At 72.4% G+C, this 15,867-nt stretch carries 11 protein-coding genes; 2 read left to right on the plus strand and 9 right to left on the minus strand.

What is annotated here, in order from left to right; all coding sequences use genetic code 11:
• The first annotated feature begins 14 nt into the window (after positions 1-14).
• Positions 15-941, plus strand: coding sequence for a 3-methyladenine DNA glycosylase (locus ACQBAS_RS09235; protein WP_427383504.1), 927 nt, complete (start codon positions 15-17; stop codon positions 939-941).
• On the opposite strand, the gene ACQBAS_RS09240 is transcribed toward ACQBAS_RS09235, so the two are convergent.
• Both ACQBAS_RS09240 and ACQBAS_RS09245 read right to left on the minus strand, forming a co-directional pair.
• Complete coding sequence (locus ACQBAS_RS09240; RefSeq protein WP_427383505.1) at positions 934-1,404, minus strand: GNAT family N-acetyltransferase; 471 nt, start codon at positions 1,402-1,404, stop codon at positions 934-936. The genes ACQBAS_RS09235 and ACQBAS_RS09240 overlap by 8 nt on opposite strands.
• Positions 1,401-2,615, minus strand: a complete 1,215-nt coding sequence (locus ACQBAS_RS09245) for a PucR family transcriptional regulator (RefSeq protein WP_427383506.1) — start codon at positions 2,613-2,615, stop codon at positions 1,401-1,403. Before ACQBAS_RS09245 ends, ACQBAS_RS09240 begins: the two co-directional genes overlap by 4 nt.
• Before the next feature lie 114 nt (positions 2,616-2,729).
• Between ACQBAS_RS09245 and ACQBAS_RS09250 the strand changes: the two genes are divergently transcribed.
• Entirely contained in the window at positions 2,730-6,221 is a 3,492-nt protein-coding gene (locus ACQBAS_RS09250) for a bifunctional proline dehydrogenase/L-glutamate gamma-semialdehyde dehydrogenase (protein ID WP_427383507.1), read from the plus strand.
• A 96-nt stretch (positions 6,222-6,317) separates the two neighbouring features.
• On the opposite strand, the gene ACQBAS_RS09255 is transcribed toward ACQBAS_RS09250, so the two are convergent.
• The 7 genes from ACQBAS_RS09255 to ACQBAS_RS09285 all read right to left on the minus strand — a co-directional run bounded on the left by ACQBAS_RS09255 (position 6,318) and on the right by ACQBAS_RS09285 (position 15,797).
• On the minus strand, positions 6,318-7,184 hold the full coding sequence (locus ACQBAS_RS09255; protein ID WP_427385614.1) for an alpha/beta fold hydrolase: 867 nt from the start codon (positions 7,182-7,184) through the stop codon (positions 6,318-6,320).
• Positions 7,185-7,350: 166 nt separating this feature from the next.
• Positions 7,351-8,967: an LLM class flavin-dependent oxidoreductase gene (locus ACQBAS_RS09260; protein WP_427383508.1), complete on the minus strand. Its 1,617-nt coding sequence runs from the start codon at positions 8,965-8,967 to the stop codon at positions 7,351-7,353.
• A 95-nt stretch (positions 8,968-9,062) separates the two neighbouring features.
• Complete coding sequence (gene cimA, locus ACQBAS_RS09265; protein WP_427383509.1) at positions 9,063-10,646, minus strand: citramalate synthase; 1,584 nt, start codon at positions 10,644-10,646, stop codon at positions 9,063-9,065.
• 378 nt (positions 10,647-11,024) lie between these two features.
• Positions 11,025-12,134 carry an MBL fold metallo-hydrolase gene (locus ACQBAS_RS09270; RefSeq protein ID WP_427383510.1) on the minus strand — a complete coding sequence of 370 codons (1,110 nt, stop codon included), beginning with the start codon at positions 12,132-12,134 and terminating at the stop codon, positions 11,025-11,027.
• A gap of 513 nt (positions 12,135-12,647) precedes the next feature.
• Complete coding sequence (locus ACQBAS_RS09275) at positions 12,648-13,442, minus strand: HAD family hydrolase (protein WP_427383511.1); 795 nt, start codon at positions 13,440-13,442, stop codon at positions 12,648-12,650.
• A gap of 6 nt (positions 13,443-13,448) precedes the next feature.
• Positions 13,449-14,543, minus strand: a complete 1,095-nt coding sequence (locus ACQBAS_RS09280; protein WP_427383512.1) for a branched-chain amino acid aminotransferase — start codon at positions 14,541-14,543, stop codon at positions 13,449-13,451.
• A 195-nt stretch (positions 14,544-14,738) separates the two neighbouring features.
• The gene (locus ACQBAS_RS09285; RefSeq protein WP_427383513.1) at positions 14,739-15,797 is read right to left on the minus strand and encodes a 3-isopropylmalate dehydrogenase; all 1,059 of its coding nucleotides are present in this window, start codon (positions 15,795-15,797) and stop codon (positions 14,739-14,741) included.
• Between the last annotated feature and the right edge of the window lie 70 nt (positions 15,798-15,867).

Below are 15,867 nucleotides of genomic sequence, written 5' to 3' on the forward strand. Positions count from 1 at the left end.
CTACCCTTCGTCCGGTGTCCGCTCCCCTGCCCCGCGACGTCTGGGTGACGCGCGCGCAGGCACACGCGGAGCGCGTCGACGTCCTGACGGCCGCGCACCGCGAGCGCCGCGGAGAGGGGCGATCGCACCCGGTCGAGGATTTCCTCTTCGAGTACTACCACCACTCCCCCGCGCACCTTCGTCGTTGGCACCCCGGGCCGGGCGTCGCCCTCGCCGACGCGGCCGGCGAGGAGCGCGCCAGGTGGACGCACTACGCGAGCGCGGACGACGGATCGGTCTCCCTCGACGTCGCCGCCTTCATGGCGAAGCGGGGCCGCACGGTCACCTTCGTGCGTGACCTCCTCGCGGCGACCCTGTCGCGGCCGGCGCACCTGGGCTGCTTCGGCCTGCACGAGTGGGCCATGGTCTACGGCCAGGACGAGGACGAGGTGCGACACGTCGGCTGGCCGTTGCGCCTCGGCGCGAAGGGGACCGACGAGGTCGTCGAGCGCCACCGGATCCGGTGCAGTCACTACGACGCGTTCCGCTTCTACACGCCGCCCGCGCGTTCCCTCAATCTCCTGCAGCCGACCCGCGAGAGTCAGGTGGACCTCGAGCAGCCGGGCTGCCTGCACGCCGGAATGGACGTCTACAAGTGGGCCTTCAAGCTCGCCCCGGCCGTGCCGTCGGAGCTGACGGCGGACGCCTTCGCGCTGGCCAAGGAGATCCGCGAACTCGACATGCGCGCGGCGCCCTACGACCTGCGCGAGCTCGGCTACGAGCCGATCCGGATCGAGACGGCCGAGGGCAAGGCGGAGTACGTCGAGCGGCAGCGCGGCCACACGGAGGCGTCGAATGCGTTGCGGCACCGGCTGATCGAGGTGTGCGACCGACTGCTGGCCGCCTCCCCCGAGGCTTCCAACGCGCCCCAGGCCTCCCCCCTTCGCCCGCGGCTCAGCTGAGGGAGTACTCGAGGCGCGGCAGGATGCGACCCGGCAGCGATCCGCTCCGAACGTCCCCGACCCGCACCGCCCCGCGCGAGAGGTAGAACCCCTCGGCGTCGGGGTCGGCGTCGATGGTCAGCACCCGCCACCCGCGGCGCCGGGCCTGCTCGAGGGCGTCGTCCCACAGCGCCGCCCCGAGGCCCGTGCCGATGTACGCCGGGTCGACGAAGAGCATGTCGAGCGATCCGCGATCGAGCGGCCCGTCCGGGTCCTCGCGGATGAGGTGGAAGCCGCCGACGGTCCCGAAGGTCGAGGCCACGACGGCCCGCAGCGCGCTCGCCCCGGACAGCGTGAGTTCGCCCCGCACAGCCTCGAGGAAGGCGTCGTCATAGCCCCAGTGGGCCTTGCTGCGCAGCGCCAGATCGCTCAGCAGCTCGGCCTCATCGGTCCGGCCTCCGCGCAGCAGCCATGGGCCCGTCATCGTCGTCCACTCCTGTCGTCGTCCGGGCCAGCGCCGACGGCGCGCGCCATGGTCAGGCCCAGATGCAACTCGAGGCGGTCGCGCCCCGAGTCGAGATCCAACCCGGTGATGCTTTCGATCCGTTGCAGCCGGTGATAGACGCTCTGCCGGTGGAGGCCGAGCTCGGCTGCGGTGCGCGCCATGCTCCCGGCTGCGTCGAGATAGAGCAACGCCGTGCGCACCAATTCGGCCCCGCCCTCGTCGAGCAGCCGCTGGATCGGTGGCGTGCGGGTCGCGGCCACCACCTCGGTCGCCGCGGACCCACCGAGGAGCCGGTCGATGCCGAGCGTCGTCCAGTCCGCGACGTCATGCAGGGCCGGGGCCGCGACCGCCGCCGTCCACGCCTGGGTCGCCTCGGCCCAGCTCGCGCGGAGCTCCTCCAACCCGGGCCGGACTCCCCCGACGCCGGCGACGACGCGGGGAGCGGCGACCGGGCGACCTTCGTCGTCGGAGAGGTGACGCTGGGCGTGGGCGCGCGCCTTGGCAAGGGTGTCGTGCACCCCACGAGCCGGCACGGCGAGCGCGAGGACCAGGCGGGGTCCGTCCGCCGCGACGGCCGCGGTCCGGGGCAGGATCCCCGGGGTCTCGAAGACGGCCGGCGCGAGGATGACGGACGGGTCCGGCGAGCCGAGGACGGCGGCGACGACGGGTTGGTCGAGGCGCAGCCCGGTGTCGACGGCGAGGGCGCGGGCCGGGGCCTCCGTCGCACCGGCCGGAGCCTGGATGAGGTCGTGGACGAGCCGAGTGGTCTCCCGGCGGCTGCGTGTGCGGCGCGCGAGGGCCTCGCCCGCCTGCCGGGCCAGCAGCATCGCCTCGGCCACGGCCTCCTCGCTCGGGCCCGTCGTCACCTCGCCGCCGAGGTCGTGGATGGCCCAGATGTAGCCGTGCACGACCCCCCGCGAGCGCGCGGGCAGGCAGAGTCGGGCGCGCAGTCCACGCTCGGGGTCGGCGGGGATGTGGACCGGCCCGGTTGCCGACGCGATCCCGAAACCTTCGAACCAGGCCCGGGTCGACGGCGAGGACCCGCGGCCCAGGATCGTCTCGAGTCGGACCGGGTCGGCGGCCTCCGGCTGGGCGGCGAAGGCGAGCAGCCGGAAGTGTCGACTCTCCAACGTCGTCGACATGCCGAGCAGGGCAGCGACCTCCTCGACGATCTCCTGCAGCTCGGGCACCACCGACTCCGCTCCGGCGCATGGACGCCTCGTGACATCTGTCTGAAGAATTGGCAGTGTAGTCGTGACATCTGCCGATTCCCCCACACTCGGATCGGCGCCTACCTTCTGCTCATGTCCACTGGAGAACCCATGTCGAGCGCCCCCGCCGCCGCCGTCCCGTCCGACGCCATCGCGCAGCTGCGCGCCCTCGCCCCCGAGGCCGAACGCCTCGCGGACCAGTGGGCCCGTGCCACCGAGGCCGGAGCCACCCGCAAGGAGAAGGCCACCACCGGCCAGCTGGCCGCGCTGCTGCGCGACCCGTCCGGCCTCGACCTCGCCGTCCGCTTCGTCGACCGCGTGGCCCGCCCCGAGGACACGAAGGTGGCCGCGAAGGAGCTCAGCGCCCTCACCTCGGGCAGCGCCGCCTCCTTCCTCGGCCGGATCGACCGGTCCCTGCTCGGCGCCGGCGCCATCGCCTCCCGCATCGCCCCCGACGTCGTCGTCCCGATCGCCCGCCGCCGCCTGCGCCAGATCGTCGGGCACCTCGTCGTCGACGCGAACGACCCCAAGCTCGCCAAGCACCTCGCCGCCTCGCGCGCCGACGGCTTCCGGCTCAACATCAACCTGCTCGGTGAAGCCGTGCTCGGCGAGGAGGAGTCGGCCTCCCGCACCGCGCGCACCCAGGCCCTGCTCGAGCGCGACGACGTCGACTACGTGTCGATCAAGGTCAGCTCCCTCGTGAGCCAGATCAACCAGTGGGACACCGAGGGCACGGTCCGCCGCTGCCTCGAGCGTCTCCGCCCGCTCTACCGCGCCGCGCTCAAGACGAGCCCGCACTCCTTCGTCAACCTCGACATGGAGGAGTACAAGGACCTCGACCTCACCATCGAGGTCTTCACGGCCATGCTCAGCGAGCCGGAGTTCAAGAACCTCGAGGCCGGCATCGTCCTGCAGGCCTACCTGCCCGACGCGCTGCCCGCGATGGAGCGGCTGATCGCCTTCGCCCGCAACCGTGTCGAGGCCGGCGGCGCCCCGATCAAGATCCGCCTCGTCAAGGGCGCGAACCTCGCCATGGAGGCCGTCGAGGCCGAGGTCCACGGCTGGGCGCAGGCGCCGTACACGTCGAAGGAGGCCGTGGACGCCAACTACCTGCGTTGCCTCGAGCGGGCCCTGCGCCCCGAACTCACCGGCATCCTGCGGATCGGCATCGCCAGCCACAACCTCTACGACGTCGCACTCGCCCACCTGCTCGCGCAGAAGCGTGGCGTCACCGCCGCGATGGACGTCGAGATGCTCCAGGGCATGTCCCCGTCGCAGGCTCGCGCCGTCCGCGACACCGTCGGCACCGTCATCCTCTACACCCCGGTCGTCGCGCCGGAGGACTTCGACGTGGCCGTCTCCTACCTCGTGCGTCGCCTCGAGGAGAACGCCGCGCCGCAGAACTTCCTGCACGCCTTCTTCTCCGGTGACACGGCCGGAGCCCCCGGCCCGGCCATGACCGACCAGCTCGAGCGCTTCCGCCGGTCCATCGACGACATCGCGACGACCCCGGTCGGCCCGCGCCGCGCGATCGAGCGTCCCGCGATCGACGGCACCTTCGCCAACACCCCGGACTCCGACCCGGCGCTGCCGGACATCCGCGTCTGGGCGCAGGAGGCGCTGGAGCGTCCCGCACCCGGGCTCACCTCCCCGATCCTCGGCTCCCCCGCCGAGGTCGACGAGGTCATCGCCCGCGCGGCCGGTGCGAGTGCCAGCTGGGCCGCGCGCCCGGCGAGCGAGCGTGCCGCGATCCTGCGCGAAGCGGCCCGCGCCCTCGAGGCCCACCGCGGTGACCTGCTGACGGTCATGTCCCACGAGGCCGGCAAGACCCTCGGCGAGGCCGACCCGGAGATCTCCGAGGCCGTCGACTTCGCGCGGTACTACGCCGACTCGGCCGAGCAGCTCGACCGCGGCGCGATGGCCGACGGGGCGACCTTCACGCCCGACCGCGTCGTGCTCGTGACGCCGCCGTGGAACTTCCCCGTCGCCATCCCGATCGGTGGCGTCCTCGCCGGCCTCGCGGCCGGCTCCGCCGTCGTCATCAAGCCCGCGCCGCAGACCCCCGGCTGTGTCGAGGTCGCCGTCGCCGCTCTGCACGAGGCCGGCGTCCCGGCCGACGTCCTCCAGGTCGTCCGCACCGACGAAGGGGCGGTGGGCCAGGCGCTCATCTCGCACGCCGACGTCGACACCGTCGTCCTCACGGGCGCGAGCGAGACCGCGGCCCTCTTCGCCGGCTGGCGCGCCGGCCGCCCCGGTGGCGCGCGCGTCTACGGCGAGACGTCGGGCAAGAACGCCCTCATCGTCACCCCGGCCGCCGACCTCGACCTCGCCGTCGCCGACCTGGTGCGGTCCGCCTTCGGCCACGCCGGCCAGAAGTGCTCGGCTGCCTCCCTCGGCATCCTCGTCGGCTCGGTCGGCACGTCCGACCGCTTCCGTCGCCAGCTCATCGACGCGGTCCGCTCCCTCGCCGTCGGCTGGCCGATCGACCTCGGCGCCACCATGGGCCCGGTCATCGAGGAGCCGCACGGCAAGCTCCGCCGCGCACTGACGACGCTCGAGCCCGGCGAGACCTGGCTGGTCGAGCCGAAGCAGCTCGACGACACCGGCCGCCTGTGGTCGCCCGGCCTGAAGGACGGCGTGCGCCCGGGCTCCTTCTTCCACACGACCGAGGTCTTCGGCCCCGTGCTCGGCCTCATGCGCGCCAAGGACCTCGACGAGGCCATCACGCTGCAGAACGCGACGGCCTACGGCCTCACCGGCGGCCTGCACAGCCTCGACACCGACGAGATCGCCACGTGGATGGACAAGGTCGAGGTCGGCAACGCCTACGTCAACCGGCACATCACCGGCGCCATCGTCGAGCGTCAGTCCTTCGGTGGCTGGAAGGCCAGCTCGATCGGCCCGGGTGCGAAGGCGGGCGGCCCCAACTACGTCGCCCAGCTCGGCTCGTGGGCGCCGGCTGGCCTGCCGGCCTTCCGCGCCGACGCGTCCGTCGCCGCGCGCGGTGTCGCCGAGGCTGCGCTGACCGCCCTGAGCGCGGAGCCCTCCGCCGACGAGCGCGCGTGGCTCGATGCCGCTCTCGGCTCGGACGCCGCGGCCTGGTCCACGGAGTTCGGTGTCGAGCACGACCGCAGTGGGCTCTCCGCCGAGGCCAACGTCTTCCGTTACCGTCCGGCGCCCCGGGTCACCCTGCGCGTCGAGCCCGGCGCGAAGGCGGTCGAGCTGGCCCGTCTGCTGGCCGCCGCCGCGCTGGCCGGGTCCGGCGCCCAGGTGTCCGCCGCCGTCGGGGTGCTGACCGGTGTGGCCGGTCTCTCCGCGGCCGGCGTGAGCGTGCACGAGGAGGACACGGCCGTCTTCGCCAAGCGCATCGCCGGTGAGCACGACCTGCGCGTGCGTGTCCTCGGCGACGCCCAGAGCGTCCTCGACGCCCTCGGCGCGACCGACGTCGACGTGCTCCCGGGCCCGGTCCTCGCGACCGGCCGCCGCGAGCTGCTGACCTTCCTGCGCGAGCAGGCGATCAGCCGCACGAAGCACCGCTTCGGTCACCTGCCGCCGAGCGAGCGCACGCTGGCTCCCGGGCACTGACCGCGCACCCACCCCTGAGGGGGCCGGCCACGCCCTCGCGGGGGTGGTGCGGCCCCCTCAGTGGTGCTGGGACCCAGACCTGAGGGGCGAGGTGCGTCAGTCCGTCTCGTCTGCGGTCGCGTCGCTCGCGTCACTCGCGATGAACTCGCGGAGCAGTCGGGCGAACCGGTCCGGGTCGTCGAGGTGGGGGAAGTGCCCCGCTCCGTCGAAGAGCTCCACCCGGCAGTCCGACACCGAGCGCTGCGCGTTGATGGCGTGCCACGCGGGGATCATCCGGTCCTTGGATCCCCACACCACCAGCGTCGGAACCGGCACGACGGCCTTGAGGTGGTCGTGGGCACTGATGCTCTGCCCCCCGAGGTCGACGACGGCGCGGGTGGTGGCGAGGAAGGCGCGTCGGCTCTCGCGGTCCCCGAGCGAGGTGAAGCCGCGCCAGATCGCGTCGGTGTCCGCGCCGGGGCGCCACCCGAGCTTCCGTGCCCCGCGGCCGAGCGCGCCGACCCGGGAGAGGACTGGCGAGGACGCCACGACGCCGAGCACCTGCTCGGCGCCGGGGAGGGTGGCCGAGCGCAGGATGGGGTGCACCTCACGTCCCAGCCCGCCGCTGGCGACGAGGACGAGGCGGTCGACACGCTCGGGGAAGAGGTAGAGGAACTGCATGGCGATGCCGCCCCCGAGCGAGTGCCCCACGAGCGTCACCCGATGGACGCCGAGATGGTCGAGGAGGTCACGCAGGGCCGCGGCGTGCGCGCTGAGCGAGTAGTCCCCCAGCGGTTTCGCCGACTCGCCGTGGCCGAAGAGGTCGGGCACCAGCACCCGGTGGTGGTCGTCCATCTTGTCGACGAGGTGGGCCCACTGCCGCTGGGAGCCGAGGATCCCGTGGATGAAGAGCACGACCGGGCCGGTGCCGCTGTCGAGGTAGGAGAGCTCGTGGCTGTGGAGCACGACCTTCCGTGGAGCCATGCGTGGCACGGGTCGTCATCCTCGCTGTGGTCGGTGCGGGCGGTGTGGCGTCCGTGGGGCGGGCTGGATGGCCGGTCGATCGGGGATCAGCCCTGACCCCACGGTAGCCCGCCCCGCGCCTCCCGGCTGTGGCCAACAGCACCCGCGCCCGGAGACCGGGGCACTGTCAGCCGAAACCGTGCTGTGCCAGCGGGTGCAGGAGCTCGCGCTCCTCGTAGGCCAGGTGCGACAGCAGGGTGTCGGTCAGCAGGTCGAGCGCGCGCTGGAGCTCGTCGAGCGCGCCGCGGCCCGCCGCGCCGTGGCCCTCGTGCCCGACCAGCCCGACGAGTGCCCGGTCGACCTGCTCGAGGACCTCCGCGATGACGTGGTGCTCCTCCTCGAGACGGTCGAGGACCGGGGCGAGGTCGGGGTCGGCTCCGCGCAGGTGGGGGAACATGCTGCGGTCCTCGAGCGTGTGGTGTCCGGTGACGACGCGGCAGTAGGACTCGCAGTACGCGCCGAGCGTCCAGTTGTTCTGCCGCATCGTCATCGTGTTGATGACCGACCGTGCCGCCCCGATCTCGAGCGACCCCTGCCGCACCTGGTCGACGATGTCGCGGACCTGGTCGAGTTCGCGGCGCAGGTGGTCGTGAACGTCGATGAGGTGCTGCGGGACCGCCTGCTGCGCGGCCGAGTAGGCGAAGGTCGCCGGCGTCGGTGCCGCCGGTCGGGTCGCCTCGTCCCACGGCTGGACGGCCGAGAGTCGAGTGCCGTCGTCGGGCGTCGGCACGACCTCGAGCGGCGGGGCGGCCGCTGGTGATGGGCTGGACCCCAGCTGCGGGGTGCCCTGCGCCGCAGCGGATCCCGGGTCGGCCGGGGCCGCAGTGGACGCGCCGACGCGGTGGGTGGCCGCACGCTCGCTGGCTACGCGTTCGCGCACCGCGGGCGCCACCTCTTCGGCAAACCTCCGCAGCGTGTCCGGGTCGTCGGTCATGAGGATGTAGGTCGACATCCCGGCCGTCAGGCTGAGGTCGGCGAGCTGCTCGGCCCACGCGTCGGGCGGGCCCTGGAGGAACCCCGCACCACGCCCGAAGGTCCCGCTGACGTTGAGCATGCGGCGGATCGCCTGAGGGGCCCGGCCGGCTCTCGCCGCACCCTCGTCCACGAGGGCATTGAGGGCCGGCAGCTGCTCCGCGGTCACCGGGCCGAGACTCGGCAGCCAGCCGTCGGCGAGCCGACCCGTCGTGCGGAGCATGCGGGGCTTGTAGGCGCCGAGCCAGATCTGCACGTCGTGGAGGGGGCGCGGCCCGACGTGCATCCCCTTGACCCGGTAGTGCTCCCCCTCGTGCACGACGGACCGGGCGTCGCGGTCCTCGCCCTGGCCCCACGTCTTGCGGATGATCGCGATCGCCTCGATGAGAGCGTCGACGGCCTGCTTGGGCTCGCGGCGCGGTCCGCCGGCGGCCTCGATGCCGTCCCAGAAGGCGCCCGTGCCGAGTCCCAGCTCGGCCCGTCCGCCGCTGATGACGTCGAGCGTCGCGATGTGCTTGGCGATCCCGACGGGCGTGCGCAGCGGCAGGTTGGTCACATTGGACGCGACGCGGATCGCGGTGGTGCGGGCGGCGATCGCGGTGAGGAGCGTCGGGGTGTCGAGGTGCTTGGCGTTGTACGGATGGTCCTGCACGGTGAAGAGGTCGAGCCCGACGACGTCCGCGAGTTGCGCCAACTCCAGCGTCGCGTGCACGTCGGCCGCGTCCGGGCTCGCGAACACCCCGAACTCCAGCTCGTGTCCGTAGTCCGTCATCGCGGTTCCGTCCTCTCTCATCGCTCTCACGACCGTCCTCGCCGGCCGCCGCGGGCGACCTTCGGCGTGTCCTCCCTGCGACGATACGACCCGCGTCAGCGTGCGGGGCCACCGGCCCGGAGCAGCCCATAGACGATCCCGTCGCTCAGGGCCCGCCAGGACGCCTCGACGATGTTGCCGGCGACGCCGATGGTCTCCCACGACGTCGTCCCGTCGGAGGTCTCGATGAGCACGCGCGTGACGGCGTCCGTGCCGTGCGCCGCGTCGAGGATGCGCACCTTGTAGTCGATGAGCTCGAGCTGGGCGATCTCGGGATAGACCCCGACGAGCGCCTCGCGCAGCGCGTGGTCGAGTGCGTTGACGGGCCCGTTGCCCTCACCTGTGGCGACGAACCGCCGACCACCCGCGTGCAGCTTGACCGTGGCCTCGGAGAGGGCACCTTCGCCGCCGTCGCGGGTGTCGGTGATGACCCGCCAGGACTCGACGACGAAGTGGTTCGGCAGGTCCTGCGTCACCTCACGACGGAGCAGCAACTCGAAGGACGCGTCGGCGGCGTCGAACGTCCAGCCCTGCTGCTCGAGCTCCTTCACGCGGGCGAGCACCGTCGCCAGGGCATCCCCGTCGCCGGAGAGGTCGATGCCCAGCTCCTTGCTCTTGAGCTCGATGCTCGCGCGGCCCGCCATGTCGGACACGAGCATCCGCATGTCGTTGCCGACGACCGTCGGGTCGGTGTGCTGGTAGAGGTCGGGGTCGACCTTGATGGCGCTGGCGTGCAGCCCGGCCTTGTGCGCGAAGGCGCTCGCCCCCACGTAGGGCTGGCGACCGTACGGGGTGATGTTCGTGATCGCGCTGATCGCGTGGGCGATGCCGGTCGCGTCCGCGAGCCGGTGGGGCTCGATCAGGGGCAGCCCCTGCTTGAGCTGGAGGTTGGCGACGACGGTGACGAGGTCGGCGTTGCCGGTGCGCTCGCCGTAGCCGTTGACCGTGCCCTGGATGTGCGTCGCGCCAGCGTCGACGGCGGCCATCGAGTTGGCGACGGCGCAGCCCGTGTCGTTGTGGCAGTGGATGCCCAGGCGCGCCCCGGTGGCGTCGAGGACGTCGGCCACGACGTCGGCGACCTGCCCCGGCAGCATCCCGCCGTTGGTGTCGCAGAGCGCGACGAGTTCGGCCCCCGACTCCATCGCCGCGCGGATCGCCTCGAGGGCGTAGTCGCGGGCGCTGTGGTAGCCGTCGAAGAAGTGCTCGGCGTCGACGAAGACCCGTCGGCCCTCGCCCGTGAGGAAGCCGACCGTGTCGCGGATCATCTCGAGGTTCTCCTCGAGCGTCGTCCGCAGCGCGCGCTCGACGTGCCCGGTGTGGGACTTGGCGACGAGGGTGACGACGCCGGCGCCGGAGTCGAGGAGGGCACGGACCTGCGGGTCGTCGGCGGCGACGCCGTGGGCTCGCCGGGTCGATCCGAAGGCGGCCAGCTGGGCGTTCTTGAGGTCGAGCTCGGTGGCCGCGCGGGCGAAGAACTCGGTGTCCTTGGGGTTGGCCCCCGGCCAACCCCCTTCGATGAAGCCGACGCCGAGATCGTCCAGGTGCGCGGCAATCGCGAGCTTGTCCGTCACCGAGAGGTTGAGCCCCTCCTGCTGGGCGCCGTCGCGCAGGGTCGTGTCGTAGACGTGCAGGTCACTCATCGGAATTCTCTTCTGCTCGGTGCCGGTCCGGCGGTGGTCCGTCCCGCGGGATGAGGGTGCGGACGTCGACACCATCATCCCGCGGGGCGGGGGGATCCTCCGGTCAGGTCTCGACTGGCGCAGCCATCGCTCGGCCGGGGGTGGGGCTGAGCGACCTTTGCTGTCCGGAGGTCCTCGTGCGCGGCCACCGGGCAAACAAAAGACCCCCCGGGTGTGGGAGGTCTGCGCGACGAGGACGTGCTCTCGTCGCGCTAGTCGATAATGACGGTGGCGGTGGCCACGGTGAAGGAACTCACGGGTCCACCATGCTCCCCCGAGTGCCCCGCGCGCCTCCCCCGTCCGCATGGTGGGCGCTGTCGGGCCTGGCGAAGAAGCCGCTCAGCCCAGCGCGCGCCACCAGGGGGACCGCTCGGTGGGCGGCGCCGCCACGTCGATTCGCTCGCCCGGGCGCGGCACGTGGGTGCTCACCCCGCGGCGGGCCGCCTCGGTGACGAGGCGTTCGACAGGCTCGCTCCACGGGTGGAAGGCGAGGTTGAAGGTCGCCCAGTGCAGCGGCACGAGCAGCCCGCCCCGGACGTCCTCATGGGTGTTGATGCCCTGCTCGGGTGTCATGTGCACGAGCGGCCACCCGGCGTCGTAGGCGCCGACCTGGATGAGCGTCGCGTCGAAGGGTCCGTGCCGCTCCCCGATCTCGGCGAAGGCGTCGCAGTAGCCCGTGTCGCCGGAGTAGAACACCCGGGTGGTCGGGCCGGCGATGACCCACGAGGCCCAGAGCGTCGCGTCGCGCACGAGGCCGCGGCCGGAGAAGTGCTGTGCGGGCGTGGCCACGAGGCGGACCCCGGCCACGGCGACCTCCTCGTGCCAGTCGAGCTCGTCGATGCGGGCGGACTCGACGCCCCACTTCTCCAGGTGGGCCCCGACGCCGAGCGGCACGACGAACCGCGTCTGCGCGTCCCGTGCGGCGAGTTCCTTGATGGAGTGCATGTCGAGGTGGTCGTAGTGGTCGTGCGAGATGACGACGGCGTGGACGGTCGGGAGTTCGTCGATGGCGCAGGGCACCGGGTGCCAGCGACGCGGCCCGACCTGCTGGGACGGCGAGCAGCGATCGCTCCACACCGGGTCGATGAGCACGCCGACGCCGTCGACCTGGACGAGGACGCTCGAGTGCCCGAGCCAGGTGACGTGGGTGCCGTCGGGGGCATGGGCGATGGGGCCCCGGATGATGGGGACGTCCCCGGAGGGGTGGCGCAGTCCGCGGCCGACGACGAGCTGCTTGGCCGTGCCTGCGGCGGTGCGCCCGGCGGGTTCGTGGCGCACGCGTTGGTTGCGGAATCGGCCCTCGGACCAGGCCTCCGACTCGCGCGACCGGTCGAGTCGTGCACCGCTCGGGCGGCCGCCGATCGCCTCGGGCACGGGGCGTCCGGCGCGCACCATCCACGCGGCGACACCGACGGTGCCTGCAGCCACGGCCAGTCCCGGGATTCTCACGGGTCCAGTCTCCCCACCTTCGCTCGAGGGGACGAAGAGGCACCCCCGCGAGGAATGGACACCTGATGTCCCAAACTCGGGCGGAAGGGGGCCCCAGCCCCGAGGAATGGACACCTGATGTCCCAAACCCGGGCGAAAGGGGGCCACAGCCCCGAGGAATGGACACCTGATGTCCAAAACTCGAGCGGAAGAGGGCCACAGCCGCGAGGAATGGACACCTGATGTCCCAAACTCGGGCGAAAGGGGGCCGCCAGCCCCGAGGAATGGACACCTGATGTCCCAAACTCGGGCGGAAGGGGGCCACAGCCCCGAGGAATGGACACCTGATGTCCAAAACTCGAGCGGAAGAGGGCCACAGCCCCGAGGAATGGACACCTGATGTCCAAAACTCGAGCGGAAGAGGGCCACAGCCCCGAGGAATGGACACCTGATGTCCAAAACTCGAGCGGAAGGGGGCCACAGCCCCGAGGAATGGACACCTGATGTCCCAAACTCGGGTGGGGGGAAGGGCGGTCAGGAGTCGAGCAGAGGCTCCAGGGTGGCGGCGACGCCGTCGTCGTCGTTGCTCGGCACCACGCGATCGGCTGCGGTCAGCACGTCGGGGTGAGCGTTCGCGACGGCGTGACTGACACCGGCCCACTCGAGCATCGGCAGGTCGTTCGGCATGTCCCCGAAGGCCCACACCCCAGCCGCGTCGATCCCGAGCGCAGCACACCGCGCGGCGAGCGCGACCGCCTTCGTCACCCCTGGCGCCGACATCTCCGCCAGCCCGCCCGCCCCGGAGTACGCGACGATGAGCCGGTCCCCGACGATGTCCGTCACGGCCTCGACGAACGCCAGGTCGTCCATCGCCGGCGCCCGCGCGAGCAGCTTCCCCGGCGCCTCGGCCAGGTCCTCGATCGCCGCGGCCCGCACCCACCCCTCGGGGTGCTGGTGCAGCGCGGCGAACCCGTCCTCGGCCGCCAGCCCGGTGATCCGCTCCGCCGCGAAACCGATCCCCGGCAGCTCCCGACGAAGGTCGGCCACGACCTCGGCGACGACGTCGCCGTCGATGGCCGTGCAGGCGAGCACCTCACGGGAGGCCACGTGATAGACGAAGGCGCCGTTCGCGCAGATCGCCGTCCCCGCCCCGCCGACGACGTCCGCGAGGTCGTGCAACCACCGCGGCGGCCGCGCGGTCACGAGGACCGTCTCGATCCCCTTCGCCTCGACGGCGCGCAGCGCCCGCCTCGACCTCGACGAGAGGCTCCCGTCACTGCGCAGGAGGGTCCCGTCGAGGTCGGTGGCGACGAGGCGCGGGGTGGTCATGACCGCTCAGACGAGACGGGTCAGCCAGCCGTGGGCGTCCTCGACCTTGCCGTACTGGATGTCGAGGAGGGTCTGGCGGATGCTCGACGTGACCTCGCCGGTCTCGCCGCCGGACATCGTCACCTCACCGTCGGGCCAGCGCAGCGTCCCCACCGGCGTGACGACGGCAGCCGTCCCGCAGGCGAAGACCTCGGTGATCCCGCCGGACGCGGCGCCCTCGCGCCATTCGTCGATGGAGATCTTGGCCTCGGTGACCTCGTGGCCGGCCTCGCGCAGCAGCGTGATGATCGAGTCACGGGTGACGCCCTCGAGGATCGAGCCGTTGAGCTCGGGCGTGACGACGGTGCCGTCGGCCTTGACGAAGAAGAGGTTCATCCCGCCGAGCTCCTCGACCCAGGTGTGCTCGATCGCGTCGAGGAAGACCACCTGGTCGCAGCCGTGCTCGGTCGCCTCGGTCTGCGCGGCGAGGCTCGCGGCGTAGTTGCCGCCGCACTTGGCCGCGCCGGTGCCGCCGGGGGCCGCGCGCACGTACTCCTGGGAGACCCAGATCGAGACCGGCTTCACGCCGCCGCTGAAGTAGGCGCCGGCCGGTGAGGCGATGACGCCGTAGGTGACCTCGGCCGCGGGACGCACGCCGAGGAACGCCTCCGAGGCGAACATGTACGGCCGCAGGTAGAGGCTGGTCTCGCCGGTGCCGGCCGCGGGGACCCAGGCCTGGTCGACCTCGACGAGCGCCTTGAGCGAGGCGATGAAGTCCTCCTCCGGCAGCTCCGGCAGGGCGAGCCGGCGGCCGCTGCGGGCGAAACGCTGGGCGTTCTTCTCGGGGCGGAAGGTCCAGATCGAACCGTCCTCGTGCCGGTACGCCTTCATCCCCTCGAAGATCTCCTGCGCGTAGTGCAGGACCGCGGCGCTCGGCATGAGCTGAAGGGGGCCGAAGGCGATCACCTTCGCGTCGTGCCATCCCTCGCCGCTCGTCCACGTCGCGAGGACCATGTGGTCGGTGAAGGTCTTGCCGAAGCCGGGGTTGGCGAGCACGCCCTCGCGGGTGGCCTCGTCGGCCGGGTCGGTACGGCGCTCGAGGGTGTAGGTCAGGGACGACATCGTGGTGCTCCTCATCGAGTGTGGCGTCTGCGAGCGGCGGGCGCGGGGCGGGCGTCCCCGCAGACTATCTGGCGGTCGGGTGGCGGCGGCACGGCTCGGCCCCCGGAGAGCGATCGTCTCCGGGGGCCGAACCCTGCCTGGCTGATGGCCCTCGGTCGAGGGCGCGAAGGGGGTGTCGGTGGCTGTGGCTGCGCCTCAGAGACGGGCGGCGATGGCGTCGCCGACCTGGCTCGTCGTGCGTACGGCATCCCCGCGCTCGGCTAGGTCGGCCGCGACGGCCTTGTCGAGGCGCGCGGCCTCGTCGGTCAGGCCGAGGTGGTCGAGGAGCATCGAGACCGACAGGATCGTGGCCGTCGGGTCGGCCTTGCCCTGACCGGCGATGTCGGGCGCCGAGCCGTGGACGGGCTCGAACATCGACGGGGCCGTGCGGTCGGGGTTGATGTTGCCGCTCGCGGCGAGACCGATGCCGCCGGCGACGGCCGCGGCGATGTCGGTGATGATGTCGCCGAAGAGGTTGTCCGTCACGATGACGTCGAACCGGGCCGGGTCCGTGGCGAGGAAGATCGTCGCGGCGTCGACGTGCTGGTAGGCCACCTCGACGTCGGGGAACTCCGCGCCGACCTCGTCGACGGTGCGGCGCCAGAGGTGGCCCGCGTGGACGAGGACGTTGTGCTTGTGCACGAGCGTGAGGTGCTTGCGCGGGCGGGCCTGGGCGCGGGCGAAGGCGTCACGCACGACGCGCTCGACTCCGAAGCGGGTGTTGACGCTGACCTCGGTCGCGATCTCGCCGGGGGTGCCGACGCGCAGGGAGCCGCCGTTGCCGACGTAGGGACCCTCGGTGCCCTCGCGGACGACGACGAAGTCGAGGCCCTTGTCGGTGATCTCGCTCGAGAGCGGGCTCGTCACGCCGGGGAAGAGCTTGGCCGGGCGGAGGTTGACGTAGTGGTCGAGGGCGAAGCGCAGCGGCAGCAGGACGCCGCGCTCGAGGACGCCGCTCGGGACGGACGGGTCGCCGATGGCGCCGAGGAGGATCGCGTCGTGTCCACGCAGCTCGTCGATGACGGACTCGGGCAGGGTCTCCCCCGTCGCGTGCCAGCGCCGGGCGCCGAGGTCGTACTCGGTCGTGTGGAAGGTGTGCCCGCTCTGGGCGCCGATCGCCTCGAGGACCTTGAGGCCCTCGGCGACGACCTCGGGGCCAATGCCGTCGCCGCCGATGACGGCCAGGTTCCACGACTTCGCAGGGGTCTCAGACATGGGAGCCAGCGTAGGCCTCGTCCCGTCATGTGAAACCCGCGTCTCGCACTTTGGACGACGCTGCACCGCC

Source organism: Janibacter zhaoxuefangae, assembly GCF_050271985.1.
Lineage (GTDB): Bacteria > Actinomycetota > Actinomycetes > Actinomycetales > Dermatophilaceae.

Bases quoted from the DNA above. Each gene is read 5' to 3' on its own strand.
- ACQBAS_RS09240 (WP_427383505.1), bottom strand. From the start codon at position 1,404: ATGACGGGCCCATGGCTGCTGCGCGGAGGCCGGACCGATGAGGCCGAG.
- ACQBAS_RS09250 (WP_427383507.1), top strand. From the start codon at position 2,730: ATGTCCACTGGAGAACCCATGTCGAGCGCCCCCGCCGCCGCCGTCCCG.
- ACQBAS_RS09255 (WP_427385614.1), bottom strand. From the start codon at position 7,184: ATGGCTCCACGGAAGGTCGTGCTCCACAGCCACGAGCTCTCCTACCTC.
- ACQBAS_RS09260 (WP_427383508.1), bottom strand. From the start codon at position 8,967: ATGACGGACTACGGACACGAGCTGGAGTTCGGGGTGTTCGCGAGCCCG.
- cimA (WP_427383509.1), bottom strand. From the start codon at position 10,646: ATGAGTGACCTGCACGTCTACGACACGACCCTGCGCGACGGCGCCCAG.
- ACQBAS_RS09275 (WP_427383511.1), bottom strand. From the start codon at position 13,442: ATGACCACCCCGCGCCTCGTCGCCACCGACCTCGACGGGACCCTCCTG.
- ACQBAS_RS09280 (WP_427383512.1), bottom strand. From the start codon at position 14,543: ATGTCGTCCCTGACCTACACCCTCGAGCGCCGTACCGACCCGGCCGAC.
- ACQBAS_RS09285 (WP_427383513.1), bottom strand. From the start codon at position 15,797: ATGTCTGAGACCCCTGCGAAGTCGTGGAACCTGGCCGTCATCGGCGGC.